This is a genomic window from Leptospira brenneri (assembly GCF_002812125.1).
In the GTDB taxonomy this organism is placed as follows: Bacteria; Spirochaetota; Leptospiria; order Leptospirales; family Leptospiraceae; genus Leptospira_A; species Leptospira_A brenneri.
In genome coordinates, this window is record NZ_NPDQ01000009.1 from 58,719 (window position 1) to 84,234 (window position 25,516).

At 40.4% G+C, this 25,516-nt stretch carries 26 protein-coding genes and 1 tRNA gene; 21 read left to right on the forward strand and 6 right to left on the reverse strand.

Features of this window, described 5'->3' with window-relative positions; genetic code table 11:
- Positions 1-4 precede the first annotated feature (4 nt).
- From CH361_RS17150 to prmC, 3 genes are all read left to right on the forward strand, one after another.
- Entirely contained in the window at positions 5-637 is a 633-nt protein-coding gene (locus CH361_RS17150; protein ID WP_035983956.1) for a Crp/Fnr family transcriptional regulator, read from the forward strand.
- 2 nt (positions 638-639) lie between these two features.
- Positions 640-712, forward strand: a tRNA-Arg gene (locus CH361_RS17155).
- A gap of 6 nt (positions 713-718) precedes the next feature.
- Positions 719-1,603 (forward strand): peptide chain release factor N(5)-glutamine methyltransferase, encoded by an 885-nt coding sequence (gene prmC / locus CH361_RS17160; RefSeq protein ID WP_100792049.1) that lies wholly within the window; start codon positions 719-721, stop codon positions 1,601-1,603.
- Here the strand turns inward: prmC and CH361_RS17165 are convergent.
- On the reverse strand, positions 1,600-2,070 hold the full coding sequence (locus CH361_RS17165) for a MarR family winged helix-turn-helix transcriptional regulator (protein WP_244279940.1): 471 nt from the start codon (positions 2,068-2,070) through the stop codon (positions 1,600-1,602). The genes prmC and CH361_RS17165 overlap by 4 nt on opposite strands.
- Positions 2,071-2,169: 99 nt before the next feature.
- Here CH361_RS17165 and CH361_RS17170 point away from each other — a divergent pair, with 99 nt between their 5' ends.
- Positions 2,170-3,048: an alpha/beta fold hydrolase gene (locus CH361_RS17170; protein WP_100792050.1), complete on the forward strand. Its 879-nt coding sequence runs from the start codon at positions 2,170-2,172 to the stop codon at positions 3,046-3,048.
- A gap of 36 nt (positions 3,049-3,084) precedes the next feature.
- Here CH361_RS17170 and CH361_RS17175 read toward each other — a convergent pair whose 3' ends face one another.
- Together CH361_RS17175 and CH361_RS17180 are read right to left on the reverse strand one after the other, a co-directional pair.
- Positions 3,085-4,068, reverse strand: coding sequence for a malate dehydrogenase (locus CH361_RS17175; RefSeq protein WP_100792051.1), 984 nt, complete (start codon positions 4,066-4,068; stop codon positions 3,085-3,087).
- A 31-nt stretch (positions 4,069-4,099) separates the two neighbouring features.
- On the reverse strand, positions 4,100-5,149 hold the full coding sequence (locus CH361_RS17180) for a DsbA family protein (RefSeq protein WP_100792052.1): 1,050 nt from the start codon (positions 5,147-5,149) through the stop codon (positions 4,100-4,102).
- 60 nt (positions 5,150-5,209) lie between these two features.
- Here CH361_RS17180 and CH361_RS17185 point away from each other — a divergent pair, with 60 nt between their 5' ends.
- Positions 5,210-5,629 (forward strand): hypothetical protein, encoded by a 420-nt coding sequence (locus CH361_RS17185; protein ID WP_244279941.1) that lies wholly within the window; start codon positions 5,210-5,212, stop codon positions 5,627-5,629.
- A 2-nt stretch (positions 5,630-5,631) separates the two neighbouring features.
- The gene (locus CH361_RS17190; RefSeq protein WP_100792053.1) at positions 5,632-6,270 is read left to right on the forward strand and encodes a hypothetical protein; all 639 of its coding nucleotides are present in this window, start codon (positions 5,632-5,634) and stop codon (positions 6,268-6,270) included.
- Between the two features lies 1 nt (position 6,271).
- Here the strand turns inward: CH361_RS17190 and thrB are convergent, their stop codons facing one another.
- Entirely contained in the window at positions 6,272-7,225 is a 954-nt protein-coding gene (gene thrB / locus CH361_RS17195; RefSeq protein WP_100792054.1) for a homoserine kinase, read from the reverse strand.
- Between the two features lie 161 nt (positions 7,226-7,386).
- The gene (locus CH361_RS17200) at positions 7,387-8,571 is read right to left on the reverse strand and encodes an acyl-CoA dehydrogenase family protein (protein ID WP_100792055.1); all 1,185 of its coding nucleotides are present in this window, start codon (positions 8,569-8,571) and stop codon (positions 7,387-7,389) included.
- A gap of 371 nt (positions 8,572-8,942) precedes the next feature.
- Here CH361_RS17200 and CH361_RS17205 point away from each other — a divergent pair, with 371 nt between their 5' ends.
- Positions 8,943-10,418, forward strand: coding sequence for an HD domain-containing phosphohydrolase (locus CH361_RS17205; RefSeq protein WP_100792056.1), 1,476 nt, complete (start codon positions 8,943-8,945; stop codon positions 10,416-10,418).
- Here CH361_RS17205 and CH361_RS17210 read toward each other — a convergent pair.
- Positions 10,415-11,764 (reverse strand): adenylate/guanylate cyclase domain-containing protein, encoded by a 1,350-nt coding sequence (locus CH361_RS17210; protein WP_100792057.1) that lies wholly within the window; start codon positions 11,762-11,764, stop codon positions 10,415-10,417. The genes CH361_RS17205 and CH361_RS17210 overlap by 4 nt on opposite strands.
- 138 nt (positions 11,765-11,902) lie before the next feature.
- Between CH361_RS17210 and CH361_RS17215 the strand changes: the two genes are divergently transcribed.
- From CH361_RS17215 to CH361_RS17280, 14 genes are all read left to right on the forward strand, one after another.
- Positions 11,903-12,676: a hypothetical protein gene (locus CH361_RS17215; protein ID WP_244279942.1), complete on the forward strand. Its 774-nt coding sequence runs from the start codon at positions 11,903-11,905 to the stop codon at positions 12,674-12,676.
- A gap of 16 nt (positions 12,677-12,692) precedes the next feature.
- On the forward strand, positions 12,693-12,992 hold the full coding sequence (locus tag CH361_RS17220; protein ID WP_100792059.1) for an LIC10362 family protein: 300 nt from the start codon (positions 12,693-12,695) through the stop codon (positions 12,990-12,992).
- A 67-nt stretch (positions 12,993-13,059) separates the two neighbouring features.
- Positions 13,060-13,821: an electron transfer flavoprotein subunit beta/FixA family protein gene (locus CH361_RS17225; RefSeq protein WP_002971965.1), complete on the forward strand. Its 762-nt coding sequence runs from the start codon at positions 13,060-13,062 to the stop codon at positions 13,819-13,821.
- Positions 13,822-13,831: 10 nt separating this feature from the next.
- Positions 13,832-14,791, forward strand: coding sequence for an electron transfer flavoprotein subunit alpha/FixB family protein (locus CH361_RS17230; protein ID WP_100792060.1), 960 nt, complete (start codon positions 13,832-13,834; stop codon positions 14,789-14,791).
- A 74-nt stretch (positions 14,792-14,865) separates the two neighbouring features.
- Positions 14,866-15,396, forward strand: coding sequence for a LolA family protein (locus tag CH361_RS17235; RefSeq protein ID WP_244279943.1), 531 nt, complete (start codon positions 14,866-14,868; stop codon positions 15,394-15,396).
- A 2-nt stretch (positions 15,397-15,398) separates the two neighbouring features.
- A complete protein-coding gene (locus CH361_RS17240; protein WP_100792062.1) occupies positions 15,399-17,372 on the forward strand; it encodes a hypothetical protein in 1,974 nt (657 codons plus the stop codon).
- A complete protein-coding gene (gene trpS / locus CH361_RS17245; protein ID WP_100792063.1) occupies positions 17,369-18,337 on the forward strand; it encodes a tryptophan--tRNA ligase in 969 nt (322 codons plus the stop codon). The genes CH361_RS17240 and trpS overlap by 4 nt, the downstream gene beginning before the upstream one ends.
- Before the next feature lie 42 nt (positions 18,338-18,379).
- The gene (locus tag CH361_RS17250) at positions 18,380-20,209 is read left to right on the forward strand and encodes a ComEC/Rec2 family competence protein (protein WP_100792064.1); all 1,830 of its coding nucleotides are present in this window, start codon (positions 18,380-18,382) and stop codon (positions 20,207-20,209) included.
- Positions 20,163-21,038: a 16S rRNA (adenine(1518)-N(6)/adenine(1519)-N(6))-dimethyltransferase RsmA gene (rsmA, locus tag CH361_RS17255; RefSeq protein ID WP_100792065.1), complete on the forward strand. Its 876-nt coding sequence runs from the start codon at positions 20,163-20,165 to the stop codon at positions 21,036-21,038. Before CH361_RS17250 ends, rsmA begins: the two co-directional genes overlap by 47 nt.
- Positions 21,039-21,056: 18 nt before the next feature.
- Entirely contained in the window at positions 21,057-22,298 is a 1,242-nt protein-coding gene (locus CH361_RS17260) for a sterol desaturase family protein (protein ID WP_100792066.1), read from the forward strand.
- A 251-nt stretch (positions 22,299-22,549) separates the two neighbouring features.
- Complete coding sequence (locus CH361_RS17265; RefSeq protein WP_100792067.1) at positions 22,550-23,335, forward strand: M23 family metallopeptidase; 786 nt, start codon at positions 22,550-22,552, stop codon at positions 23,333-23,335.
- A gap of 6 nt (positions 23,336-23,341) precedes the next feature.
- A complete protein-coding gene (locus CH361_RS17270; protein ID WP_100792068.1) occupies positions 23,342-24,169 on the forward strand; it encodes an HAD family hydrolase in 828 nt (275 codons plus the stop codon).
- On the forward strand, positions 24,166-24,852 hold the full coding sequence (rsmI, locus tag CH361_RS17275) for a 16S rRNA (cytidine(1402)-2'-O)-methyltransferase (RefSeq protein WP_100792069.1): 687 nt from the start codon (positions 24,166-24,168) through the stop codon (positions 24,850-24,852). The genes CH361_RS17270 and rsmI overlap by 4 nt, the downstream gene beginning before the upstream one ends.
- Positions 24,853-24,891: 39 nt before the next feature.
- A complete protein-coding gene (locus tag CH361_RS17280) occupies positions 24,892-25,515 on the forward strand; it encodes a helix-turn-helix domain-containing protein (RefSeq protein ID WP_100792114.1) in 624 nt (207 codons plus the stop codon).
- Position 25,516 lies beyond the last annotated feature (1 nt).

The following is a 25,516-nucleotide window of genomic DNA, read 5'->3' on the forward strand; positions in this document are numbered from 1 at the left end:
CCAAATGTTAGAAGCTATGTTTGGGAAATTTGGAAAGGTTTTCCAACCAAACGAAGTCCTATTTTGTGAATACGAACCAGGAAACGACTTCTACCTTATCAAAGAAGGAAAAGTCAAAATTACAAAAACCATTGGAACTAGTATCAAAACTTTAGATGTTTTGGAAGCCGGTGATATTTTAGGAGAGATGGCCATTCTCGAGGAACAACCTCGATCGGCAACAGCCATTGCGGTTACGGAAGTGAAGGCACTTAATTTCAATCGTGCTAATTTTGAAATGTTAATGACCAAGAACCCGGCACTAGCAATGAAACTCCTTCATATTTTTTCCTTTCGAATTTATGACCAAAAACGCCGTCTGATGATCCTTCTTATGGATGATATCATAGGAAAGGTTTGTGACGTCTTTGTAATGTTATACGAAAAACAATATAACAATGATGTTTATAACGAAATTATCCTTTCTGCTACTGTCGATGACATTGCCAATTGGTGCGCCCAACCAGTGGGAGAAGTCCAAAAGGTTCTCATGCAGTATGTAAAAACAGGCAAACTAGATCTCTATCCGGATAAAATTGTTATTCACAATATCTCCGATTTCCAAAGGATAGTGAATCAGAAACGTAAACCTACGTAAAAGCTCCCATAGCTCAGGTGGATAGAGCACTAGTTTCCTAAACTGGGGACACAGGTTCGAATCCTGTTGGGGGCATAAGATATGGCGGAAGAACCAGGAACTCTACTTTATTATTTAAAACGGTCTACAGAATTTCTCGAGAAAAAGGAAATTCCAAACCCGCGTGTGGATGCCGAATGGCTTTTGTCTGATCTTCTCAATCTCCCACGCATCAAACTCTATTCTCAGTTCGAAATGCCTCTCGGCCAAAAAGAAATTGCTCTTTATCGCGAACGAATTGTAGAACGAAGTAAAAGAAAACCCGTAGCTTATATAACGGGTAAAAAAGGATTTCATAAATTTGATTACTTAGTAACAGAAGATGTTCTCATTCCACGACCGGAAACAGAAGAACTAGTCGATTACCTTTGGAAAGGGAAAGAAAATCTAATTACAAATTCCTCCGGTGAAATCAAAATTTGGGATTTGTGTTCGGGGAGTGGATGTATTGGACTTAGTCTTGTCCAACTTTTAGAATCCAGCGTTGTGACTCTTTCCGATCTGTCAGAGAAAGCTATCGAAGTGAGCCGGCGTAATGCAGAAAAATACAATCTAACAGAAAAAACCGAATTTTATGTTTCTGATTTGGACTCATCCCTACCGAATGATTTAAAATTTGATTTAATTGTCTCAAATCCTCCCTATATTCCTGAATCCGAAAAACCAGAAATTATGCCCGATGTATTGGAGTATGAACCACACTTGGCTCTCTTTGTTTCCGATTTTAAAGAATTCCACAAACGATTGTTATCTGTGGTTAAAAACAGATTACACCCGGGTGGAAAATTTATGATGGAGACCCATCCTTTGTACATGGATGATGTGGAAACTCTGGCAACCGAACTCGGCTTTTTATCTTCAAAAAGAATTTTAGACAGTTCCAAGAAAGAACGTTTTTTCTTTGCCGAAGCCCCTCCTCTTCCTTAGGCTCCATTTTGTTGGCCCGCCATTTGAACAGAAGATTGAATTTTAAATAGAAGAAGATACAAATCTCTTTCCTCAGTATCACTTAAATCCTTTCGGAATACCGCATCAGCAGAAGCGATGACAGGAAGTCCTTTTTCCCAAATCTCCCTTCCCTTTTTTGTCAGTCTTAAAATATAATAACGTTTGTCTTCTGGAGAAACTTCTCGTTTCACCCAGGATTTTTTCACCCAACCATCCACTAGCCTTGAGACAGTGGTTTTATCCTTCACTAAGAGATCACTCAAATCCTTCTGGCTAAGAATCTCGGATTCTACTACGGGTAGGAGCTGCATCCATTCTTCAAATCGCATCCCGATTCTTTTACTTTCGAATTCTTTTGCGAGAAACCGCCGCATTAGGAGGAGAGTTTCGCTCATATGAATGCCGAGATAGTTTGAAGTTCCTTTCACAACCCCCACTCCATTCATTTTCCAAAACTATTCAAGTCTTTTTTAGTTGCAAATTGCAACCATATAGTTGTATATTACAACTATATGAAATTTACCAGAATTCCCAAAGGTTAACCCATGAATTGGACATATCAAACAATCGAAAGAGAGGGTTTTGCCCTCCAAGTGGCAAGGACGAACACGGATGGACCGCCGTTATTTTGGATCGGCAGTGCCTTGTATTACCCTCGAGTGATCCCAAGGGCAATGGCGGAAAAATTTCAAATCACTGTGGTAGACCAAAGAGGATTTGCCAAACGAACGAACGTAGAAAAGGAAATAAGAGAAGATTATGCCTTAGAAAAACTACTGGGTGATTTTGCTTTCCTGCAGAGAGAATTTAAAATTCCAACCTGTCCTGTTATCGGCCATTCCGGACATGGGTATATGGCTCTTAGTTACGCTGCAAAATTCCCCCAGTCCGTATCGAAACTTTGTATGATCTCCACAGGTCCAAGTCATGGAAGTCATATGTTGGAAGCCGAAGTTTATTTCCAAAAAGAAGCATCCGACTTTCGCAAAACCGCACATTTAGAAAATCAAATCCAATTCCAAAAAAATTTAGAGAACAGTCCTCAGGATTTTTTCATTCACTACTGTGTGAGTTTGGAAGCAAAAGGTTTTTACCAAGTACCCTTTCCCTCTAGAAAATTCTGGGAAGGAATCCATACAAATAAATTAGCTTTTGATTATTTATTTGGAGAGGTGTTTCGAGACATTGATGTATCGGAATACTTAAAAGATATTTCTGTACCGGTTTGGATTTGTATGGGAAAAGAAGACTTCCAAGTCGCACCCCATTATACTTGGGAAACCATTCTTAAAACCTTTCCCCAAGTCAAAATGACAGTCATTGATAAGGCAAGCCACTTGCCATTCTTAGAAAGGCCAGATGTATTTTTGGCAGAATTGCAAACCCGACTAGAAGAAATAAAAAAACCCGCTAACTTTCGGTAAGCGGGTTTCCTTCACATCTAAGGTGATGAAAAAAAATTAACCAAGCATATCTTTTACTTCGTTTCTTTCTTCTTTCAACTCGTTGTGAGTGATGTCAAATTTTTCCTTACCGAAAGCATTGATTTCAAGACCAGTAACGATCTCTACTTTTTTTCCATCTGATTTGAGTGGGTATCCAAAGATAAGACCTTTGTCCACACCATACTCACCATTAGAGTGACATGCGGCACTGAACCAGTCTCCTGGTTTTGTTGGAGTCACAATGTTATGCACAGTATCCACCACAGCATTGGCAGCAGAAGCAGCAGAAGAAGCTCCGCGTGCAGCGATGATCGCCGCTCCTCTTTTTTGAACGGTAGAGATGAAATCGCCTTTTAACCATTCCGCGTCAGAGATAAGGTCAGTGGCAGCTTTTCCGTTGATTTTAGCATTGTAAAAGTCAGGGTATTGAGTTGCAGAGTGATTTCCCCAAATCGCGACATTGGAAACATCTTTTACAAGAACGCCTGCTTTTTGAGCCAATTGTGTTTTGGCACGGTTTTCATCAAGACCAGTCATCGCAAACCATCTGTCAGACGGAACACCTTTTGCGTTGTTCATGGCAATGAGTGCATTTGTATTACAAGGGTTACCAACAACAAGAACTCTCACGTCACTGGCAGCATTCTTCTCGATTGCTTTTCCTTGTGTTGTAAAAATACCACCGTTGATTTTCAGAAGATCCCCTCTTTCCATTCCTGCTTTTCTTGGAACAGAACCAACAAGTAGTGCCCAGTTGATATCACGGAACGCTTCATCAATATTAGAAGAGACAGATACTTTTTCTAAAAGAGGGAAAGCGCAGTCATCCAATTCCATAATGACACCTTTAGCAGCAGGGAGGGCTTGTTCCAATTCTAATAATTGGAGTTCCACTGCAGTGTCAGGTCCAAACATTTGTCCTGAAGCGATACGAAATAGTAGTGCGTATCCGATTTGTCCGGCAGCACCAGTAACAGCAACTTTTACTTTTTTGCTCATATAAATTTTCCTTTAATTTTATAATTTATGATTATTGTTTTAATTCTTTTTGGATGATCTCATCAAAGTTTTCGAAAGGTAATGCACCCGAAACAAAGATCCCGTTGATAAAAAATGCAGGAGTCCCGCTCACACCTACTTTTTGACCATCTTGAATATCAGCATCAATTTCTGATTTTAAACGAGAGGCATCTTTCATACAGGCCTGGTATTTATCTTTGGGAACACCAGCTTTTAATACCAAAGCATCCACATTACCCTTAGGTAAGTTTCCACTATTTTCAAAAAGGGTGTTAAATACATCCCAATACTTTCCTTCTGGGATAGAACAATTGGCAGCCATATGAGCATACATTGCATCTTGGTGGAAAGGAAGTGGAAAATCGCGGAAAACCCAACGGATTTGTCCTTTGTATTTCTCTCGAAGTTTTTGGTTCACATCTTGGCTACGTTTACAGAAGGGACATTCAAAATCAGAAAATTCGATCACTGTAATTTTTGCATCTTTCGGACCAATGGAAGGATTATTTTTTTCCTCTACTGTGACTCGCACCGCTGCTGGTTCTTTGATCAAAAATTCAACAGGATACTTAGTTACGATATCACGATACACAGCTCGGCTATGTTCTTGTTCTTGTTGGTTTTTTAAAAATCCAACAATTTTGTCCTTTGTTTCATTTAGTGACTTACCACCTAACTGATCCTTATTGGAAATATATACATTCAAAATTTCTTCTTCTGATGGTTCCCTAGGAGTGAACCCTTCATTGAGTACGTCTGATGGTTTGATGTTTTTATCTTTAGCAACGAGTTCAAATAGTTTGTCTTGTGCAAATTCACCAAGGGTATTTTTGATCAGGCTTTTGTATTCCGACTGGAATTTAGAATAGGCAATTGGTGAAGTTTCTTTCACATCACTCAGGTCATATTTTTTTCCGCCGATACTCACTGCATCCTGGGTAATGTATTCCCTAACAAAAGAAGGGACACTGACAATAAAGAGAAGGGCAAAAACGAGGTTGGTCGCAAGGACGATTTTGGAGATGGGATTTTCCATCCACTTTTTAAAAATATTTTCCATCCCTGCCAGCTTCCCGGCCATAAAGCGGGCAATCAAACGGAAAAAACTGAAAAAAAATAGATGAATTTCGCTAAAGCCATCCCACAAATTTCCGAAAATCTGAGGGAGGGAAAAGACAATTTTTTCCCAAAAGCTGATCCTGAACACGGAGGTTTGGGAAAAATGAATATAACGAACATTCAAGGAAATTCTCAAGTATCGATCCCCCCCCAGATCCAAACCCAAACGGGGAAACAATCAGAGGGTGGAAAAGAATCCTTTCCGGAAAAATCCCAAGTTTTCCTGGCAAACGAGAAGGCAGAGAAAGAACGAGAGACCAAGGTAAAACCAGAAGATTTGGTTTTGAAGCCGACACCTGCTTCTTTGGAAGAAAAATTAAACCAAATCATTTCACCAGAAGAAGTGAAAGACTTACTCTCTCTTGTGACGAGAACTCCCCTACCGGAACCGAAAAACCATAAGGTTGATACGAAAAGGTAAGTTTGTTCCTTAGTATTGCCATTCTCGATAGTTTCATCCTAGTTCTTAGCGGAATACTCACCATCGCCGTTTTAGGACTAGGCCTTGTTGTGTACAACCAATTTATCCATCCCATTCTTTCGAGAAAGGAATCAGACCGGTACATCCCCGTGCAAACCGGTGATAAATATGATCTTGTTGTGGATGAACTCAGTCGCTTCGCAAGTTTCCAAATAGGAAGTAAAACCGGCCAACTAGCCACGCGCTGCAATGCCATCTCGGAAGACCATCTCATCTTCCAGTTCAAAAAAAGTCGAGATAGCGAAGATTATACGATCACTGTTTTAAAAAATGGACCTAGCTTCTACAAACCTCCGCGAATGGAACATTATGGAAAAATGGAAACCAAGGAAAGTTTTGAATCCTATGAAATCATTGGCCACCCGGCTGAATTTCGAATCTCTGATAAAATTGCAAAAGAAAGGATGGTGAACTTTATCGAAATCTCACTTACCTCCTCTTTTTATTTCAACAGGTCCGGAAAGGAACGGATGAAATTTACATTCGAAGTGGGAAAAATCCAACCAGGAATCAACAGAAAGATTCGATTTCGTGGGGATGTATATGGATTCGGAAAGGAAGAAGGGGCGGAGGAAGACTAAACTATTTTATTTGGATACGAACTCCAAGCCCATCCGGTTTCACTCGTCGAAACTGATAGGAAATTCCAGAAGTTTTCATTTCTTTTGCTACCATCTCTTCCAATAAAGACTGTTTGGATTTTACAACCTTTCTCTCGAGAAACATAAGTAAACTCGGGCCCGAACCGGACAAACAATAACCAATCCCTGCCTCTTTCAAAGACTCTGCCAAACCAAACAGTGGAGAGGTTTTGGGAATTCTGTATGGAGTATGCATTTTATCTTCCAAACCAACCAGAAGATCACCAAACTTACGTTTGTCTAAAAAATGCATCCAAGCTCCTATCCGAGACAAATTGAAAATTACATCCGTAGTGTGATAGGATTTAGGAAGTGCCTTTCTGGATTCTTCAGTGGAAACATGAAACTCTGGTGTTAAAACAAAAATAGCAACAGAATTTGGAAATTTTTTACGAAAGTACCGAATTGGTTCACCAAACGTTGAATAGGCGAAAACAAATCCACCCAAATACGCAGGTAAAGTATTGTCAGGATGGCCTTCAAATTCAGCCAAATATTGAGTGAAAACTGATTCTGTTGGTAAGGACTTAAGATCGATTCTTTTGTGAACTTCGCGAGCCAAACAAAGCCCAGCGACTATGGCCGAAGCACTAGAACCAAGTCCTCCCTTCAAAGGAAGGGCCAGAATCATCTTACAATGATAAGGTGGTGCGATATGTCCTGGCAAAAATTTTTCAAAATAGGAAAGATAAGACTCGCGAACTAAATCTTCTTTTTCAGAAAACGGCAAGTGGTTTCCACTTTTTAATTCAGTTCTAAATTCTGTGATTTCTTTGGAAAAACTAAATTCAAATTCATTACGAAGATCTAAAGCAAGACCCATGAGGTCGAAACCGGGCCCCAAGTTGGCGGAAGTTCCCGGAACTTGGATGAAAATCTTAGGAAGGCGAATCATCGTTTCGCCCAGGCTCTAAGACCGGTTTCGAAAATCAACCTCTCTTTCGGCTAAAGTTTAGTTCCCCGAAACAGGAGATTCCTAACCAAAACCAGGGTTTAAAATTCCCTAATTTTGGAATCAAATCTATCGGAACTTTTACAAGGATTTAAATAGCAGTGTCATTCAGACCAAAGTTTTTTTAAGTCGCTCGCAATGTTTTTTTGCATGGCTTCGTTCGTGCCACCACCAATGCTAAGTAAGATGGCATCCCGATGCAATCTCTCCACAGGGTATTCACGACAATACCCATACCCACCTAAAACTTGGATGGCATTTCTAGAAACACGTTCTGCCATTTGTGTGGCGACAAGTTTTGCCGAAGCTGCACCCAGTGAATTACGAACATCCGGTCCCAGTTCACTTGCCACTTGGTATACAAGAGCACGAGCGGCTTGGTAATCCGCATAAGATTCTGCAACGAGTCTTTGGATTTGACCAAACTCTAATAGTTTTTTACCAAAGGCTTCTCTATGACGGATGGTATAATCACACATAATATCAATACAACGACGGGCAATCCCAATGGACTGAGCCGCTAAGGTCACACGTTCGATTTCTAAATTACGCATCATATGAGTGACGGCACCATTTTCTACACCGAGTAGATTCTCTTCAGGGACTTCCATATCTTCAAAAACAAGTTGTGTTGTGGGAGAAGAACGCATTCCCATCTTTTCTTCTTTTTTTCCCACCGAAAAACCTTTGTAAGACGATTCGATGACGAAGGAGGTCATCTTTTTTCCATTTTTTTCGAGTTTTGTATAAAGAACAAAAACCTGACCAATAGAACCATTTGTGATATACTGCTTTACCCCATTGATGATATAACGGTCTCCCTTTTTAACAGCATGGGTGGTCATTCCGAGAACATCAGTTCCTGCTCCAGGTTCCGTCATTCCCATTCCACCAATCCATTCCCCTGTAATGACCTTACTTAAATACCGACTTCTTTGAGAAGGGTTAGAGCTATAGAAAAAATTATTCACAAACAGAACTTCGTGAGCCAAATAAGACAAAGTAAATCCGGGATCAAACCGAGACATCTCTTCATGGATAATGACAGAAGCGAGAGGGTCCAGACCATGCCCACCATCGGCTTCTGGCACAGTGATTCCAAAAATTCCAAGTTCGGAGCCAAGGCGTTTGAATAACATCGTATTAAACGTTTCTTTTTCATCGTTTTCTTTGGCTTGTTCGTCCATTTCCCTTTCTGCAAAGGATGCCACAGACTCACGAAGCGCTAAATGGTCTTCTGTGGGATTGAATAGATCTAAAGATGATTTTTTTGTCGAAAGCGTACTCATGGAGATAATTTTTCCGTACTTTTCCTGAACCTGTAAACGAAAAAACAGGTCAACCCTACATCCTTACCATCGAAATCGCTACAAAATAGAACGAGTGATTTTATATTCGATCAAGATTCAAATGAAGAATCAACCATACACACTAACCATAGTTATTCTACTAAATCTACATTGACACAACTTTGTTAGTATAAAACAAAAACTACACTTAAGAATAGAACAACTACTCATAATTAGTGATTATCCTAATAGGAAATTCCTATGTGATAAAAAGTAATCCAGAAAAACAGGAATCGATTTACAATTTATTGAATCTATTCAAACATCACTAAAACATTCAAATTTCTTTCGTCATATATGCAAAAATTACCATGAGCACCAACGATACAAACATAGTACCTCGAGACAAGCTCGCCAAATTTGAGTTAACCGAAGAATCTTTAAATAGTTTCCGTAAAAATAATAATATCCCACTCGATCTTTACAATAAAGACGGACAAATCCTAATTCACAAAAAAAGAAACCCTAGCGAAGCCGATTTCGGAAAACTACTCAAGTTCGAAATGCAAGGGGTTTACTTCCTGATTTCTGAATTAAAAAAATCAAGGCCTGCGGGTCATCATGATCACGCTTTTCTAGAACCTGGTCGCACCACTAAATTATTTGATCAGGAAAAAACTTCTCGGTTTGCTAAACAATCCCAGGCACTCATCGAAGACCTTCGCAAAACTTCCTTTTCTTCTGACCAAGCTGTTTTCGTACAAAACTCGGTGAACGAACTTCTCACTGATTTTACTAGTAATCCGGATTATGAACTCGGAATTTTTAATATCTTAGAAATTCTAGGAGTGGCAGGGGTTTCTGTAGAATCAGAACTGATGACCAAACGAACTGTAGTCGCAATGGGGATGAAGGTTCGAACCAAAAAGATCGTCAACGAAGGAAAAGAAGAATCCAATAAAAAAGACCATTTGAGCCTAATGATGGCAAGTTATTTGGCAGATGTTGGATATTCTAGATTAGATATCAAAAATAATCCCAAACTGACCAAGGAAGAATATGCCGTTGTCCAACAACACCCCATCATTAGTTACCTAATGACTCTTCCTGCTCCCGAAATTGATTCCCATGTTCGGACCTTGATTTTAAACCATCATAGACCTTACCGTGGCAATGGAGTGAATAATAACTTTCCCGATCCAAGATCTCTTTTTTCCAAACTCATGTCTGTCCGAGATAAATATAACAAAGAAGTGGGAAAAGAAAGAATCACCCAAGACATTGAACTCCAACTCCACTTACAAGAAAACAATGTAACCTCTTCCAGTTTTGAAGAGGACATCGCCATCCTTTCCCTGGCTAGTGAATACGCATCTCTCACTTCCAACCAACCTTGGAGACCTGCCTTTAAATCTTCCACTGCACTGAAAATGATTCTGAATGATTCATTTTTTTCTTATAGCAACAAAAATATCAGACATCTTTTAGATTATGTGGGAAGTTCTCTTACCAATAATGAAAACATTGTCAACTTCGGAGACTTTGTCATCACGGCTTCCGTGGATTCAGAAAGGCGAGCTCATTTTGATATCTGTATTGTTCTAGATGTGGGAAGATACCAAACCAGACCCAAACTCCAAAGAATTTGTAGTATCAATCCTATTTTCCAAAAAGGAAACAAATTCAAAATTGCTGACTTCGACCTTCGTAGCATTAAAATCGATCGAAGAAAAGCAATTATGGATCTAGCCTTGCAAGCAGGAACATCCCGGGTCATTTATATCATCGACCCAGAACTAAATCCCGCTCTTCACGAAGCAGTTTATAAAATCAATATGGCTTCTTAATTGCTATTTGGTGCATAAAGATGGATTTTTTGTTCTCTCCCAGTGAGAGAAACAGATTCTTTTTTATCCCACCCGGAAGGAGAACCTGTTTCCATCCAAACCGCTTCGGAAATCAAAAAAGAAACTCCTAAATCCTTACAAGCAGATTCAATTCGAGAAGCTGTGTTCACTGTATCACCAATCACAGTATATTCCATCCTTTCTTCGGAACCAATACTTCCACAAAAGACATCACCCGTATGAATCCCAATTCCAATTTTGATTTCAGACTCCCCTCTCTTCATTCGCTCTTGGTTCCATTGTGCAAGCTCATCTAACATAGACTTTGCGGCCAAAACTGCATTCAAAGAATCTTTACCAGTGAAATCAGAAGGGGTGGGAGTTCCGAAGGTTGCCATTACCGCATCTCCAATGAATTTATCTAAACTACCATTGTGTTTGAATATGGCCCTTACCATTCGGCGGCGAAATTCCGTTAAAAAAATAGAAAGTGCCTCTGGATCCATTGGTTCAGAATACTGAGTAAACCCTCGAATATCACTAAAGAGAATGGTTACTTTTTGACGTTTGCCTTTCGCAATCACTTCCGGTTCCGACACAATTTCCGAAACCAAATCAGGAGAAAAATACCGAGAGAGAGTTGTTTTCTGTGATTCCGCAGCAGCAAATTTTAATAACATTCGTAAACTTCGAAAAATGGCATAGGAGATAGCGAAAACCAAAACAAGATACACGGTAGGTTTTGTGACAAGGGCATCGGATAAAATGAGTTGGTCACCCAAAACATATTCATGCCAATCAGAACCACTCAAAGAGCGAACATCCATTAATGCAAAAATAATAAACCCATAATAACTAAGTAAAAAACATACAAAGGAAAAATTTACTAATGAAAACCGGTATTGAAACAAACAAAGAGATAAAGGAAGCAGGTAAAAAACTACCAAAGGAGTTTTGACGAGAAAGTTTGGATTGCCGTCTCCTTTTAAAATGTACCAATTAAAAATAGTGATCGAGATAAGAAGGTTATCTATAAATAAACTAATATAATCATATTTTGTTTTCCAATGGCCTCTACTTTTTTTTAGAATCTGATAATGGATGAATGTATTCAAAAAATAAATACCAATCGCCACAAAATTGATCAAATAACCAAAAACAGAATCTATATTACTGAGATTGGCCACCGCACTGGCAACGAGGGCCACTCCAATCACATACCGAAACCGAACCGCAAATAAGGCGCCCATTTGTTCCTCTTGGAATAAAAGTTCCGACATATACCGGGGGAACCGATCACGAATGCAGTATACGGAACGAATTGTGTTTGTAAGGGACTGGAACATAGCCAGACATTCCAACAGATAAAGTTTTGGTTGCAAGGGAATTTTCTTTTTGCCAATTCCCGATTGTTTGCGTACAAGTGAAGGATGTTCCCAAACAGGTTCATTTTTCGCTTAGGAAAATTTGGATCCTTTCTCGCCTTGGATGTTGTACTTTCTGTCGTAGCAAATCTTTCTTTTTTTTCTCTCTACTTAAACCAACCCATCCGTCCTAGCCTTATCATTTTTTATATTAGTTCTGTTTGGGCTCTCTATTTGGCTGATCATTTATGGGATGCTTTTCGAGAAAAGGAACGGGTCTCCGACCGAGGGAAGTTTTATTTGAGTTTTCGCCAAGAGATTGTTAGTTTTCTAATTTTTTTGGTTTTCACTTCTCTTTTTATTGGAATTCATTTCGAGTTTTCTTTCCTCGAGAAGAACCTTCCCCTCCTCATTGCTTTTGTTTTTTCAATCTATTTGATTGTGAAGAACCATTCCCCCATTCCCAAAGAAATTTTGGTCTCCGCATTTTATTGTTTAGGCCTACTTGCCCCCTTTGGATCGTTTGGTGGTTTGGATCTGGTTTTTTGGATATTTTTCATCCACGTATTTGCCAATGTCCTTCTGACTTATAATACCGACCGTGAATTTGACCTTTTGCATAATACCTTCACAATGACGAGATATCTAAAACCAAAAACAGTAAAAACCCTAACTCAGATTCTCTTGGGTCTCGGGAGTTTTTGCCTATTATGGGCAAGCATTTGGGGGAACCTTTCTTTTTGGTTTCTTTTGGGGCTCGGATTCACCTATATCTGGCTCGGTGTCTGCAGTTTTCTTACGGGTCGAGAGCATCCTTTTAAGTCGTTTTGTGAACTTTCTTATCTCCCCATGTTCCTTCCCCAGATCTTTTTTTTCTTCTCCCTACTTCCTTAAAAATTAGGGTGGGTTTATGTGGTTACTCATTGTTCATTCGCTTGCAGTTTTGATTTTTATCCTACTTTATGCTTTCCGATTTCGAAAACTAGTGCCAAATCCCGAACAGAATATCCTCTTACAGATCCAAGTTGCCACGAAGGACTGGAAATCGACTCCGAACTTAGTTCTCCTCATTGCTTTTTCCCTTTTCCTCCTCTACCCTCTGACCTTAGGATTTTCCTTCTACCTTCGGACGGATGCAAACGTCCTAGTTGTCATCCTCTGGATCATTTGGGCCTACAATTGGAGCAAATACACTTTCTGGAGAGAATAATGTACTTCCCTTATGACTTCCCTCACGTTTTCTGGTCTAAGGTAATCCACGAAAACGGGGTTAAGGAATGAAAATTGTTGTTCTAGTAAAACAGGTTCCGGATACGGAAACCAATATCAAAGTCGGCGACAAATCGATCAACGAAGCTGGCGTAAAATGGATCATCTCTCCTTATGATGAATTTGCTATCGAAGAGGGAATTAGAATTCGTGAAAAAAGCGGTGGAGAAGTCATCGCAGTGTCCCTCGGTCCAGACCGTGCAGTCGAAGCTCTTCGTACTGCTTACGCTATGGGTGTGGACAGAGCCGTTCATGTAAAAGTGGATGACTACGTAACTTTCGATTCTACTTACACTTCAGAACTTCTTGCAAACCTCATCAAAGCTGAAAATGCAGATGTAGTGATTGGTGGACGTCAATCCATCGATACTGACAGCTCACAAGTAGTTGTTCAAATTGCAGAGAGATTGAATGTTCCTCACGTAGCGATGGCCCTCAAACTTGAGTTTGACGGAAACAAGGTGACTGCAACTCGTGAAATCGAAGGTGGAACTGAAGTGGTTGAAACAACTGCTCCTCTAGCAGTAACTGCTCAAAAAGGTTTGAATGAACCAAGATACCCAAGTTTAAAAGGGATCATGTCTGCGAAGAAAAAACCGGTAGATGTAAAAAAACCGGAAGAACTCGGAGCCACTGGATCTAAACTTGAAGTAGTATCTCTCGAACCACCTCCTCCACGTATCGCTGGTCGAAAACTGGAAGCAGCAGATGCACAAGGTTTTGCATCTCAACTTGTAAAAGCTCTTCGCGAAGAAGCGAAGGTCATCTAAGGAGACGAACATGGCTGATGTTTTAGTAGTTGGTGAATTAAAAAACGGCGAACTCAAAAAAATCTCAAAAGAACTTACCTCCGCAGCTCGCAAAATTGCGGACTCCATTGGTGGTAAAGTTCATACAGTAATCATTACTGACAACGTAGATACGTTTGCTGGTGACTTGAAAGCAGTTGGTGCTGATACAGTAATCGGCGCGAACCTTGGTGAATTTTCTCCTGAAGGTTATGCAAATGGAATTTTTGCAATCATCCAAGAGAAAAAACCAGCAGTGGTTCTCATCCCACACTCTGCTCAAGGAAAAGAATACTCTGCAAGAGTTGCGATCAAAGCAAATGCTGGTATCGTAGCGGATGCAGTAGCTCTTTCTGTTGACGGTGGTAAAGTGGTTGCGAAGAAACCAATTTACTCTGGAAAAGCGTATGCAAATTTCAAAGTAAGTTCTGAGATCCAAATCTTTACAGTACGTGCAAACTCCCAAGAAGTAACTCCAAAAGACGGAGCGGGTGCTGTAGAAAAATCTGGCGCTAGCGCTGGTGACGTAAGAACGAAGTCTCTCTCTAAAGATCTTTCTGGTGGAAACAAAGTGCAACTTGCTGATGCTTCTATCATCGTATCTGGTGGTCGTGGAATCAAAGGACCAGAAAACTGGCCAATCATCCAAGACTTAGCTGACACTCTTGGTGCAGCTCTTGGTGCTTCCCGTGCAACTGTGGATGCAGGATGGATTTCTCACTCACACCAAGTAGGACAAACAGGTAAAACTGTCTCCCCTAATTGTTACATTGCTTGCGGTATCTCCGGAGCCATTCAACATTTAGCGGGTATGGGATCTTCTAAATACATCGTTGCCATCAACAAAGATGGAGATGCTCCTATTTTCAAAGTAGCAACATACGGTGTGGTTGCAGACCTTTTCGAAGTAGTGCCTGCACTTACTTCTGAGTTTAAAAAAGTATTGGGTTAATCCCAATACGAACCTTTCGTCCTTTGAGGAATTTCCTTCCTAAAATTACGATCGTTCTCTTTTTCTCTGTCCCGATGGGTTTCCTTTGGGCAGAGGAAGGAAGAGATCGCTTAAATGCCGTCATCGGCAAAATGAATTCTCTCGAAAGTTTTCGCGCCTCTGTCACCATCAATGGTGGACTTACGGGTGTTGTTTCTTTCAAAAGCCCGAACCAACTTCATGCTCGTTTCAGCGATGGAAGGATCATCTCCTCCAATGGAAGAATCTTATGGTTTTATAACCCAGATTCATCGATTGCTGGGAAACAAGATTTAAAAGGTGTTTCTGGCGGACTGGGGGGACTACTTTCTGGATATGAAAATGTGTCAGTTAGTGGAAGAACATTTCGTCTAACTTCTACTACCAAAAGGTATAATGAAATTATCCTGGTTGTTTCCGATAACGACCTACCTCGTGTACTCAAAATGAAACGTTCCGATGAAGAAATCACTGAAGTGGCATTCTCTGGCATTGCTACCAATATTGGTCTTGGAACCGGACTATTCAACTTCCAACCTCCCACAAGCTCACAGATTGTTGAGAACCCTCTCAACCAAAAGGAGTGATTGTGACTCCGGTTTCACGTACAGAAGCACATAGGGTTTTTGCCGACTTGTACCGTAAAACGCGGACACCGGAACACCAACAACTCATCGATGAGGCCATTTTAAAATCCAACGACGTCTTCATTCGGATTGATCTCATCCGTAAAGTGGATGAAGATTACGAAAATAAAAACAAACCCAAAAAAGAGGATAGCCGCGATCGAGGTTTACCCGAAAGAGATCAACCAAGAAGAGAAGTCATTTCCAGGCCTGCAACTCCTGAACCTAAAACAAAACGTTCTAGCGATTTAGTTACCATCGAAAGCGCCAAACAAAAACAAAACCCAGCAAAAAAAAGAGTCATTGAACAAAGACAAGGTGGCGGTCTCCTTGCGGGATTATTTGGTGGGGGTGGAGGAAACGCAAGTAATTCCATTGGTAAATTTGGGAAAGACACCGGTACGATCGACATTGGACTTTTTGGCAGAAACCCAACCATTTCCAATAATGTAGAAAAACTCTTTCGTGGAATGAAAGAAGATGTTCTCATTCCGACCATCCAAGCCCTTCGTGTTTCCGAACAACAAGGTTGGAGGATTTGGACTCCCCTTGTTTATAATATCATTAATAATTTTAATAAGTTCTTCAATGCTTTTGCATCTCTCGATGCACTGATCCTGGATAAAATTTCTGCGGATATCTTTTTAGAACGTTCTCTAAAGATGCAGATGTTTTATGTACGGTTTCTCCAAAGAAACGATGCAAACGATATCATCCTTTCCAACCTTCCAGATATTGTTAAAATGGATGAAAAACTCACACCAAAACTAAGCAAAATCATGGAAGGTGTGAATTACGCATTAAGCCTAGAAAACACCAAACCTAAGTTATCCGAAGCAATTACAGCATTTTATATTGTAGCTAAAAAAAGAATGTTCACTTGGCCAGAAATTGTATCTGACTTACGAGTTCCTGCCATCCAAGAACATAAATTCCAAGCAGCACGTGAAATCCAAAAAGAAGTGGAGATCACCGTTGCTAAAATTTCTGACGACATCAACACCAGAAGTTTTAAAAAAGAAGAACTACAAAATTTACGTTCTCGTTATTTCTCTATTGATGACAAAGGAAAAATCAGTTTCGATTTTTTGAATATGGTTGTGGATGATTTTATGGCCCACCATATGCCAGAATCTGCAAAAAGCCAAACGGTTAAAAATAGTTACAAATCCCAACCACATAGACTGGTTTATCTATTACTCCGTGATTTACAAACTGTATACATCAACCTGATCGAAGGTTATGTTCGTCTTGGTGACAAAAACCAAAACCAAGAACTTCTCATCATCCAACCCGGACTTTTTCGAAACGAAATTGACCAACTGAATTCACTTGTCCGAACCATTGATAATTTTAACAAAAAGTTCCCAAGTTTTCAATATAGTTTTCAACAATACGGAATAGACTATAACTCTGGCAATGCGGCAAATGACCAAATTGCAGGAACCATTGTCCTTGCCTTACAAGAAGCATCTGAATTTTTCGGAAGTTTTGCGGGTAAACTCAACATCATCGTAGAAAACCATTTGATGGCAAAAGCTACAGAAGCCAAAGGGAAAGTGAACGATAAAATCGTATCCACAAAAGACAAAGTCATTGAAGAGGTGAAAATTGCACAAAGATTCATTCCTCATTTTGACAAATCCGTCGTAGCCAAAGAAAGAATCAATGGAACAAAAGTAGAAGATGTTTTCATCGAATTCACAAAGTACTTATACAATTATGCTGTAATCTTTAAAGACCCTGCAACTACGTCCAAACTCACAGCACATCGTAAAATTGAACAAGAACTCATCAAATTAAACAAAGAATACGAAAGGCTCACCTACTCCACCTTCAACAAAGGAAGTGGTAGTGAAGGAACAAATTCAGAATCTTTTGAAAACAAAAACACCTCTGATCCAATTGACCTTTCTGATACAGAAGGAGAATCATGAGAGTCCTTACCGGATTACAACCCTCAGGCAAACTTCATTTAGGTAATTACTTTTCTGCGATCAAAAAAATTTTGGACTACCAGTCCAAAGAAGAATTGTTTCTCTTCATTGCAAACCTACATGCACTCACAACTTTCAGATCCAAAGAAGAGCTAAAAACCTTCACTTTGGAATGCGCAATCGACTTACTCGCGCTAGGTGTTGATCCTAAAAAAACAGTATTCTGGGTTCAAAGCGATGTTCCCGAAGTTACTGAACTCACTTGGTATTTGTCTCAATCCATTACCGTTTCTCAATTACAACTCGCACATTCTTTCAAAGACAAAGTGGCCAAAGGATTTGTTCCTGGAGCTGGATTATTTACTTATCCCGTCCTTATGGCAAGTGACATCTTACTATTTTCTGCTGAAAAAGTTCCCGTAGGAAAAGACCAAAAACAACATTTGGAATTTGCAAGGGATATCGCAGAAAGATTTAACACACAATTTGGATCTGTGCTTACGATTCCAGAACCTGATATCGATGAAAACACTGCGACCGTTCCTGGTGTGGATGGTGCAAAGATGTCCAAGTCCTATCAAAACACCATCGACTTCTTTGGAACAGAAAAAGAAATCAAAAAGAAAGTGATGTCGATTGTGAGTGATTCTAGAGCCGTGGAAGAACCAAAAGACCCTGAAACTTCAGTCATTTTTCAAATCCATTCCCTCTTTCTTTCTCCGGAAGAAAAGTCGAATCAAATCGAGAAATACAAAAGAGGCGGAGTTGGATACGGAGATTTAAAAAAAGATCTTTTGGATTCTGTTTTAACTCATTTTGCTCCTTTCCGCCAAAAGCGAGAAGAACTAACACAAAACTTAGATTATGTGCACCAAGTTCTAAAAGAAGGGAAAGAAAAAGCACAGTCGGTGGCAAAAAAGAAAATAGAAGACATTAGAAAAACTCTTGGAATCTATCCTTTTTAGTTTCCGAGGAACCAAACTTTTCATTTTCTAACCTCCTCCTGTATGAAACAGGAGATATCCATACTCCCAAGATCTGATTTTGGTTGGTTCTGTTTAGGAATTTGTGGAACTGGTTTCTTTCTCAAACTAGGGTTAAAGATACCAGGATTTCATTCTTTTTTAATTCTATTCTTTCTTTTCCTCTTCATTCTTTACACAAGTCTTCCTAAGTTTTTTTCAAACCAAATCGACAAAAGAATCTATCTTTATTTATTCGCATCCATTCTCTTTCTGGTAGCCGCGAGCATCCAACAAAGCCCCAGACAAAGAACCATTCACCCCATCTTTCGTTCCTACTTAGAAACCCAATTAAAGAATTCACCGTTTACCAAGTTTGAATCAAGAATCGTCATGGGTTTTGTTACGGGATCTACAAAAGAAATTTCAGGTAGTTTCAAAGACATTGCCAAAGAATCGGGAATCTTACATTTATTTGCTGCTTCCGGACTTCATCTGGGAATTTTTATGGGATCTCTACAATTTTTAGGAAACCTTTGTTTTTCAAAACGAAAATGGATTTCTCTTTTGGTTTCTCTGGGCCTTGGATTTCTTTATTTGGCCGCTCTTGATTTTCCAGTTTCGTTTTTACGTGCTTACCTTTTTGTTTTTTTATCTCTCACAGCTTCTTTGTTTTATCGAAAGATTGGGCCAGCAGATTTACTTGTAATCGCTTCCGCCTGTATTGCGTTTTTTTTATTTTACGATTTTTTAAGTATTGGGTTTCTATTATCCTTCGGGGCAGTGTTTGGAATTTTTTTTCTAAAACCAAGGTTTGACAAACAAATTTTCCCAGAATCCAAATCAATCCTAAAAGAAAATTTAAACCTAACAATTGCTTGTTCTATTTGTAGTTTTCCTATACTCGTTTATTACTTTTCGTCTTTTTCATTTGGAGGGATTGGGATTAATTTTTTTTTAGTTCCTATGGCAGGAATTCTTTTGCCAACCCTTTACCTTAGTTTTTTTCTACAAAGTCTTGTTCCCGGGTTTTTAGCAGAAACTTTATCTTCTTGGATTTGGATTCCTGCTTCCTTTGAACTATCGATTTTTCTAAAAATATTTTATACACTAACAGAATTCGGTAGAGGTTACCAAACTTGGGCAAAACCTCCCACAGAACTTTGTATCCTTTCAATCCTAATCATCATTTCATTCCTAATGTTTTCGAAACTTCCCTTCTTGCAAAAACCCATCTTTCGAATTTGTATTTATTTCCTTCCTAGTTTATTTTTAACCTTTTCCTTTTTTTACCCAGAGGCCAAAATTCCAGGTCTTATGACAAAACGGGGAAAAGGAAATCTTTCCATTCGCATAAAAGACCATTTATATATTTTTGGAACTTGTGATTCCAAAAAAAATCTAGAACCTTTAAGGGGCCTTCTCCCACCAAAAAAAATTTCTTTTGAATCAGAATCCTGTTTGCAGGGAGTTCTCTCCCAAATTCGAAAACACAACCTAACGGATATTTTCTGGTATCAGAACGGCCAGGATCTTGATTGGATGAAAAATTTTCAACTACCGATCCAACCCCAAGGTTCCGAGATTCTAGGTGCCAATATCAGTCCAGATTTTTCCATCCTACGATTTGATGGGGATCCGAAACATGTCAGTCAGATTCTAAAACAAACAAAACTTGCGGACAAATCTAAATTTGCCCCTCGGTGGAAAGGAGTGTTACTTTTGGACTTTCCTCCTTGGAAAAAAAAGGAAGCGAATGAATGGATCCAATACCAAAAACTACTTGGGATTTCTACTGCCTGGAAAATGATACTCGTTGAGGATAGTTTTGAAATCCCCTTACGCGACCATCTCCAATATCCAAACCTTCTTTGAGGCCAAAGGCATCCGGGCTCAAAAGAAATTTGGCCAAAACTTTCTCATCGACCAAAACATAGTCAACTTTATTGTCAAATCAGTAGAACCGTTGTTAACGGACAAATCTACTGTCTTGGCTGAAATTGGAATCGGACTCGGCACTCTCACCTATCCCATTCTTAGTTTGGATCAAAAAACTTTTCTTTTTGAAATTGATCACGCTTACATCCAACTGGCCAAAGAGGAAATTTTACCGAAGTTTCCAAAGGCATTGTTGCTGGAAGGAGATGCTTTAGAGAATCTTTTTCATATTTATAATGAAAATATCTTCGTATTCGGAAATTTACCTTACCACCTAACAACAGAAATCATAAACACGCTCATCATCCATTGCCGAAATTTCCAGGGTGGAATTTTTATGGTACAAAAGGAATTTGCCGAACGTCTCGTCAAAGAGACCTCTTCCCTTTCTGTTTTTCTTTCCGCCTTTTGTGATGTAAAATATCTAAAAACCGTTCATAAAAACTGTTTTTTCCCTATCCCTAAAATTCACTCCGCCCTCATCCTTTTGACACCCAAAAAAGAAACAGGGAAAGTATGGAGACTCACAACGGACAGAGAAGTCGAACTCTGGTCCCGAATGCTTCGCACTTTGTTTTGGGGAAAACGAAAACAAATCCAAGTCAGCCTCCGGGAGTCACCATTTTCCGAAGACGAAACCTTTCGTGACGCCCTAGGCAAAGCCATCCAATCGGCCGGAATCCCTCCCACTTCCAGACCCGAAGAATTGAACCGTGAACAATTTCTGACCCTGGGTCAACATTTACTTGACCATTTGTCAAAATGATGTCAAAATTGTTCCGCCATGTTCGAGAACTTTACACCTCCGCCCATAGTTACGTATGCCATCCCCGCTTTTTTCCTCCTCATCGGGATTGAAGTTTATATCGGGTATCGCAAAAACAAAGCCCTCTACCGATTGAACGATTCTATTGCTGACTTAAGCACGGGAATCATTTCCCAGATCTGGGGGCTCTTCCAAAAAGGAATCGGTCTTTTTGCTTATTTTTATATCTACGAACATTTTCGTTTTTTTGAATTTGCCCTCACAAACCCTTGGGCTTGGATACTTTGCATTGTAGGCCAAGATTTTTGTTATTACTGGTCTCACCGGTTGGCCCATGAAGTGAACATCCTCTGGGCGGGACATGTCATCCACCACCATAGCGAAGAATACAATTTGGTAGTGGCACTCCGACAAACCGGTCTTGGTGGGATTGTTTCTTGGATCTTCTATGTTCCTTTGGCTCTCATCGGATTCCATCCTTGGATGTACCTGGCCAGTGGACAGATCAACCTCATCTACCAATTCTGGGTGCATACAAAAGCCGTAGGCAAAATTGGAAAGATTGGAGAGTATTTATTTTCTACCCCTTCCCACCACCGAGTCCACCACGCGATTAACCCCATCTATATCGATAAAAACCATGGGGGAATCTTTATCATCTTTGATCGTATGTTTGGAACTTTCCAAGAAGAAACAGAACCTTGTGTGTATGGAACGGTGAAACCTCTCCGTAGTTTCAATCCGGTCTATGCGAATATCCATTATTATTGGGAACTAATCAAACAAGCCGCGACTGCCCCATATTTCTTGGACAAAATTAAGGTATTTTTCAAACCTCCGGGTTGGTATCCGAGAGAAGGAAAAAATCCAGCAGGGTTTTTGCCGATTCCAGAAGTGAGCCCGGAATCTTTCCATAAGTATGACCCGAAACCCCAACCAGAGGTCAGAACCTACACGACAACTTGGTTTGTTCTCGTCCTTCTTTTGTCCTTTGCCTTCCTACTCTTTGTAGCAAAGTTCTCTTTTATTTCCCAAGTCCTCGTAACCCTTTGGGTCACACTCTCTCTAGTGGCGATCAATGCGCTGATTGAAGGAAAGTCTTGGGCGGGAGCAATGGAAATCACAAGACTTCTCTTCGGTTTTCTTGTGATTGCTTACTTTGATGTGCGTTGGGCTTACTATGTGATTGGGATTGTCTGTCTCCTAGTCGCCGGAATCTACTTGTACAGAACCAACGGGCAAAAAGCCCAGGCCGCCTGAGTTTTATTTCCTAAAAACCATCCGCTATTACCTCTCCTACCAGAATCTTTCTGGTAGGAATCTCTAAGCCAAGCTCCTGAACGCCGATCTCTAATCAGTTCTAGTTTCGAAAAACAGATGACTGGAAAACAACGCTTTGTGTTATGTCACATAAATGCCATGATTAGGGCGGATTCACCAGGCCGTTACCCTTGACCGGAAGGGGGTCCGTGAGAGTTTGGCATTGCACCCTGTTTTTTAGGTGAAATGAGATGAAGCGAAACCGAAGTTACTATATCGTTCTGGTCCTAATCCTCTTTGTTGTGACCTATTCAGCCTATGCGGCCTACCAAAAGCAAAAAAATGGTCCTGTTTTTTTGGACAACCACGTCTTCCAACGTTATAACGAGCAGTGGGGTCTCTGGGTAGATCTAACTGCAGAGAAAAAAAGCCTTCTTGAGAAAGCCTCTGAGTTTGGAATCCTCGCCCAAGAAGTGATGGAGATCAACCAACTGAAGGAGTCGGATTTAGGACGCCTAAAACGCCCCATTTTTTTCCCCTACTCCGCCGAATACATGCGAGGACTCCAAGAAAAGGAACTCTTCCGTGAAACGGTAGAGTCACCGATCGACCAATTCATTTGGCCTGTCCTCCCCAATCACAAATCTAGAATTTCTTCTCGGATCGGAAGGCGATGGAATACCTGGCATACAGGTCTCGACATTGCCATCCCTAAAAATTCCATTGTCCTTGCTGCCGCTGACGGAGTGGTCGAAGAATCAGGTCGGAGTGGTGACTACGGTCTTGCAGTCAAAATCTACCACCATGACATGAACCATTTCCATACGGTTTATGGACACAACCAAGAGTTACTGGTAAAACCAGGTGATGTGGTTCGCAAAGGACAAATCATTGCCTTCTCTGGCAATACTGGAAAGTCCACTGGACCCCATGTCCATTTTGAAGTCCGATTCCATAATGTGTATCTCAATCCAGAAAACTTTCTCACTCCCTACGAAGAAGGAGTTGCCACAAGCATCGTTGGATTTGCAGACTAAGTATTAGTGACTAACCTGACAAAGAACAGTTGGACGGACGAAATTTTCGACCGTCTGACCACCATCATACCAAAAGCACCAGGCATCGCCTGTTTTGATTTCGATAACACCCTCATCCGTAATGACTTTGGAGAGAAAATCATGGAAGAACTTCTCCATGATGGACTTGTTTATGTAAAAAAAGATCTCTCTGATTTTTTTCGCGATAAAGAAACCTGGAAAGACCATTCCAAACTAAATCCTACAGAAAAAGAACGATTGGTCTGGGAAGAATACACTTACCAATTGAAAGAATACGGAATTGAAATTGGATACCGATGGACAAGTTTCATTTTTCAAGGAATGAACAAAAACGAATACTTCGAAGTTTCAAGAAAGGCATGGGAAAGAGTCAGTGTTCCTGACCGAGATTCCGGTGTGTTTCCGCAGGTAGAAATGAAAGACCTGATCGCTTATTTATACCACCACCGTTGGACAGTTTACATTGTCACAGCATCTCCTGAACCTGGAATCGCTGCTGTTGCCCATCTTTTCCCTGTCAAAGAATCCAATGTCATTGGCATGAGACAAGAATTAGGTGGAGATGGGAAATTTTCTCATCAGTTAATTGAACCTTATACTTACGGTGAAGGAAAAGTAAAAGCCATCGAAGAAAGAATTGGGGTCGATCCAGATCTTGTTTTTGGAGATTCTTTTAATGACTACCCTATGCTTTGCCGTGCGAAACAAATGGCCGTAGGAATCAACCGTGACAATCCAGAGTTTGCTGCTGCTTGTGCCGCCAAAGGGATTTACGTCCAACCCTATTTTACCTTTCCCCCAGTACTCGCATGAACCGACTTTATTTAGTATCCAATTCCATAGGAAATGACGAGGACATCCCTCCTCGCACCAAAACCTTGTTAGAGGAAGCTGATTGGATCCTTGGGGAAGAACAGAGAACCACTTCGACTCTATTAAAAAGATTGGGAATCACAAAACCCTTTGATCTTCTCAACGAACACACTTCCCGAAAGGAAATGGATGAGATCGGAATGAAACTGGCGACGACCAAAAGAACCTGCCTCATTTCTGATTCGGGAAGCCCGGGGTTAGAAGATCCAGGCAAATGGCTTGTCCCTCTGGCTTGGGAGATGGGAGTGGATGTTCGCTCCGCACCTGGGCCGACTGCTCTCATTGCTGCCCTTACAAGTTCTGGGTTTGCCACTTCCCCTTTTCTCTTTTTGGGATTTTTACCGAGAGAGGAAAAAGAAAGAGAACGAACTCTGAAACAATACATCGGTCTCGGGATCACCATTGCTTTTTATGAAACACCATACCGGGCCAAACATTGCCTAGAAACCTTGGCCAAAATCTTACCGGGGGATCGACAGATTTTTCTAGCCTTGGGAATTTCCATGGCAAATGAAACAAGTTTTCGCGGAACCGCAAAAGAGATCCAAAAGAAGTTTCCCCAAGGCCTGAAACTCCCTCCCGTCTTTGTGATTGAAGAGAAAAAAGAAAGGACGAAGCGATAGTTTCTTGACAGTACCTCTGTTATATTGGACGCTTGGACAATGGTAAGTAAAGTAGAGCAACCGAGTGACGGAATAGACCAATTGATTTCAGAATCTGGCGATTATATAACAGATGTCGTCAAAGAAAACCTGAAACTCATCCGCCATACAAAAGGTTTTTCTTTGGACAAACTCGCAAACCGATGTGGTGTGAGCCGTGCGATGTTATCGCAGATCGAACAAGGGAAGTCTGTTCCCACAATTTCTGTTTTGTGGAAAATTGCAAACGGACTCAATGTTCCTTTTTCAGAACTTTTAAAAGAAAAGAACCAAGATGGAATCCATGTTCTAAAGTCTGAGAACTCTAAAGTTCTGTATTCCAATTCTAAGGTTTTTGCAAGTCGCGCCCTTTTCCCATTTCTCGGAAACCGTAAAACAGAATTTTATGAACTTATACTAAAACCCGGTGGACTCGAAGTTGCAGAACCACACAAAACAGGAACTACTGAAAACCTGGTTGTAGTCTCCGGCAAACTAAGGTTACGTGTAGGTGAAAAAGTTGTCGAACTAGAACCGAAAGATTCGGTATTTTTTAAAGCAGATGTTTCGCACGAATATTCCAACCCAACAGACCAAGAAACACTCATGTATCTTGTTATGGATTATACGGACGAAATAGGTTAAG

Excerpts from the sequence above, each read along its gene's own strand:
- CH361_RS17150 (WP_035983956.1), top strand. The coding sequence starts at position 5 with ATGTTAGAAGCTATGTTTGGGAAATTTGGAAAGGTTTTCCAACCAAAC.
- prmC (WP_100792049.1), top strand. The coding sequence starts at position 719 with ATGGCGGAAGAACCAGGAACTCTACTTTATTATTTAAAACGGTCTACA.
- CH361_RS17165 (WP_244279940.1), bottom strand. The coding sequence starts at position 2,070 with ATGAATGGAGTGGGGGTTGTGAAAGGAACTTCAAACTATCTCGGCATT.
- CH361_RS17170 (WP_100792050.1), top strand. The coding sequence starts at position 2,170 with ATGAATTGGACATATCAAACAATCGAAAGAGAGGGTTTTGCCCTCCAA.
- CH361_RS17175 (WP_100792051.1), bottom strand. The coding sequence starts at position 4,068 with ATGAGCAAAAAAGTAAAAGTTGCTGTTACTGGTGCTGCCGGACAAATC.
- CH361_RS17180 (WP_100792052.1), bottom strand. The coding sequence starts at position 5,149 with ATGGAAAATATTTTTAAAAAGTGGATGGAAAATCCCATCTCCAAAATC.
- CH361_RS17185 (WP_244279941.1), top strand. The coding sequence starts at position 5,210 with ATGAATTTCGCTAAAGCCATCCCACAAATTTCCGAAAATCTGAGGGAG.
- thrB (WP_100792054.1), bottom strand. The coding sequence starts at position 7,225 with ATGATTCGCCTTCCTAAGATTTTCATCCAAGTTCCGGGAACTTCCGCC.
- CH361_RS17200 (WP_100792055.1), bottom strand. The coding sequence starts at position 8,571 with ATGAGTACGCTTTCGACAAAAAAATCATCTTTAGATCTATTCAATCCC.
- CH361_RS17205 (WP_100792056.1), top strand. The coding sequence starts at position 8,943 with ATGAGCACCAACGATACAAACATAGTACCTCGAGACAAGCTCGCCAAA.
- CH361_RS17210 (WP_100792057.1), bottom strand. The coding sequence starts at position 11,764 with ATGTTCCAGTCCCTTACAAACACAATTCGTTCCGTATACTGCATTCGT.
- CH361_RS17220 (WP_100792059.1), top strand. The coding sequence starts at position 12,693 with ATGTGGTTACTCATTGTTCATTCGCTTGCAGTTTTGATTTTTATCCTA.
- CH361_RS17225 (WP_002971965.1), top strand. The coding sequence starts at position 13,060 with ATGAAAATTGTTGTTCTAGTAAAACAGGTTCCGGATACGGAAACCAAT.
- CH361_RS17230 (WP_100792060.1), top strand. The coding sequence starts at position 13,832 with ATGGCTGATGTTTTAGTAGTTGGTGAATTAAAAAACGGCGAACTCAAA.
- CH361_RS17235 (WP_244279943.1), top strand. The coding sequence starts at position 14,866 with ATGGGTTTCCTTTGGGCAGAGGAAGGAAGAGATCGCTTAAATGCCGTC.
- trpS (WP_100792063.1), top strand. The coding sequence starts at position 17,369 with ATGAGAGTCCTTACCGGATTACAACCCTCAGGCAAACTTCATTTAGGT.
- CH361_RS17250 (WP_100792064.1), top strand. The coding sequence starts at position 18,380 with ATGAAACAGGAGATATCCATACTCCCAAGATCTGATTTTGGTTGGTTC.
- CH361_RS17260 (WP_100792066.1), top strand. The coding sequence starts at position 21,057 with ATGTTCGAGAACTTTACACCTCCGCCCATAGTTACGTATGCCATCCCC.
- CH361_RS17265 (WP_100792067.1), top strand. The coding sequence starts at position 22,550 with ATGAAGCGAAACCGAAGTTACTATATCGTTCTGGTCCTAATCCTCTTT.
- rsmI (WP_100792069.1), top strand. The coding sequence starts at position 24,166 with ATGAACCGACTTTATTTAGTATCCAATTCCATAGGAAATGACGAGGAC.
- CH361_RS17280 (WP_100792114.1), top strand. The coding sequence starts at position 24,892 with ATGGTAAGTAAAGTAGAGCAACCGAGTGACGGAATAGACCAATTGATT.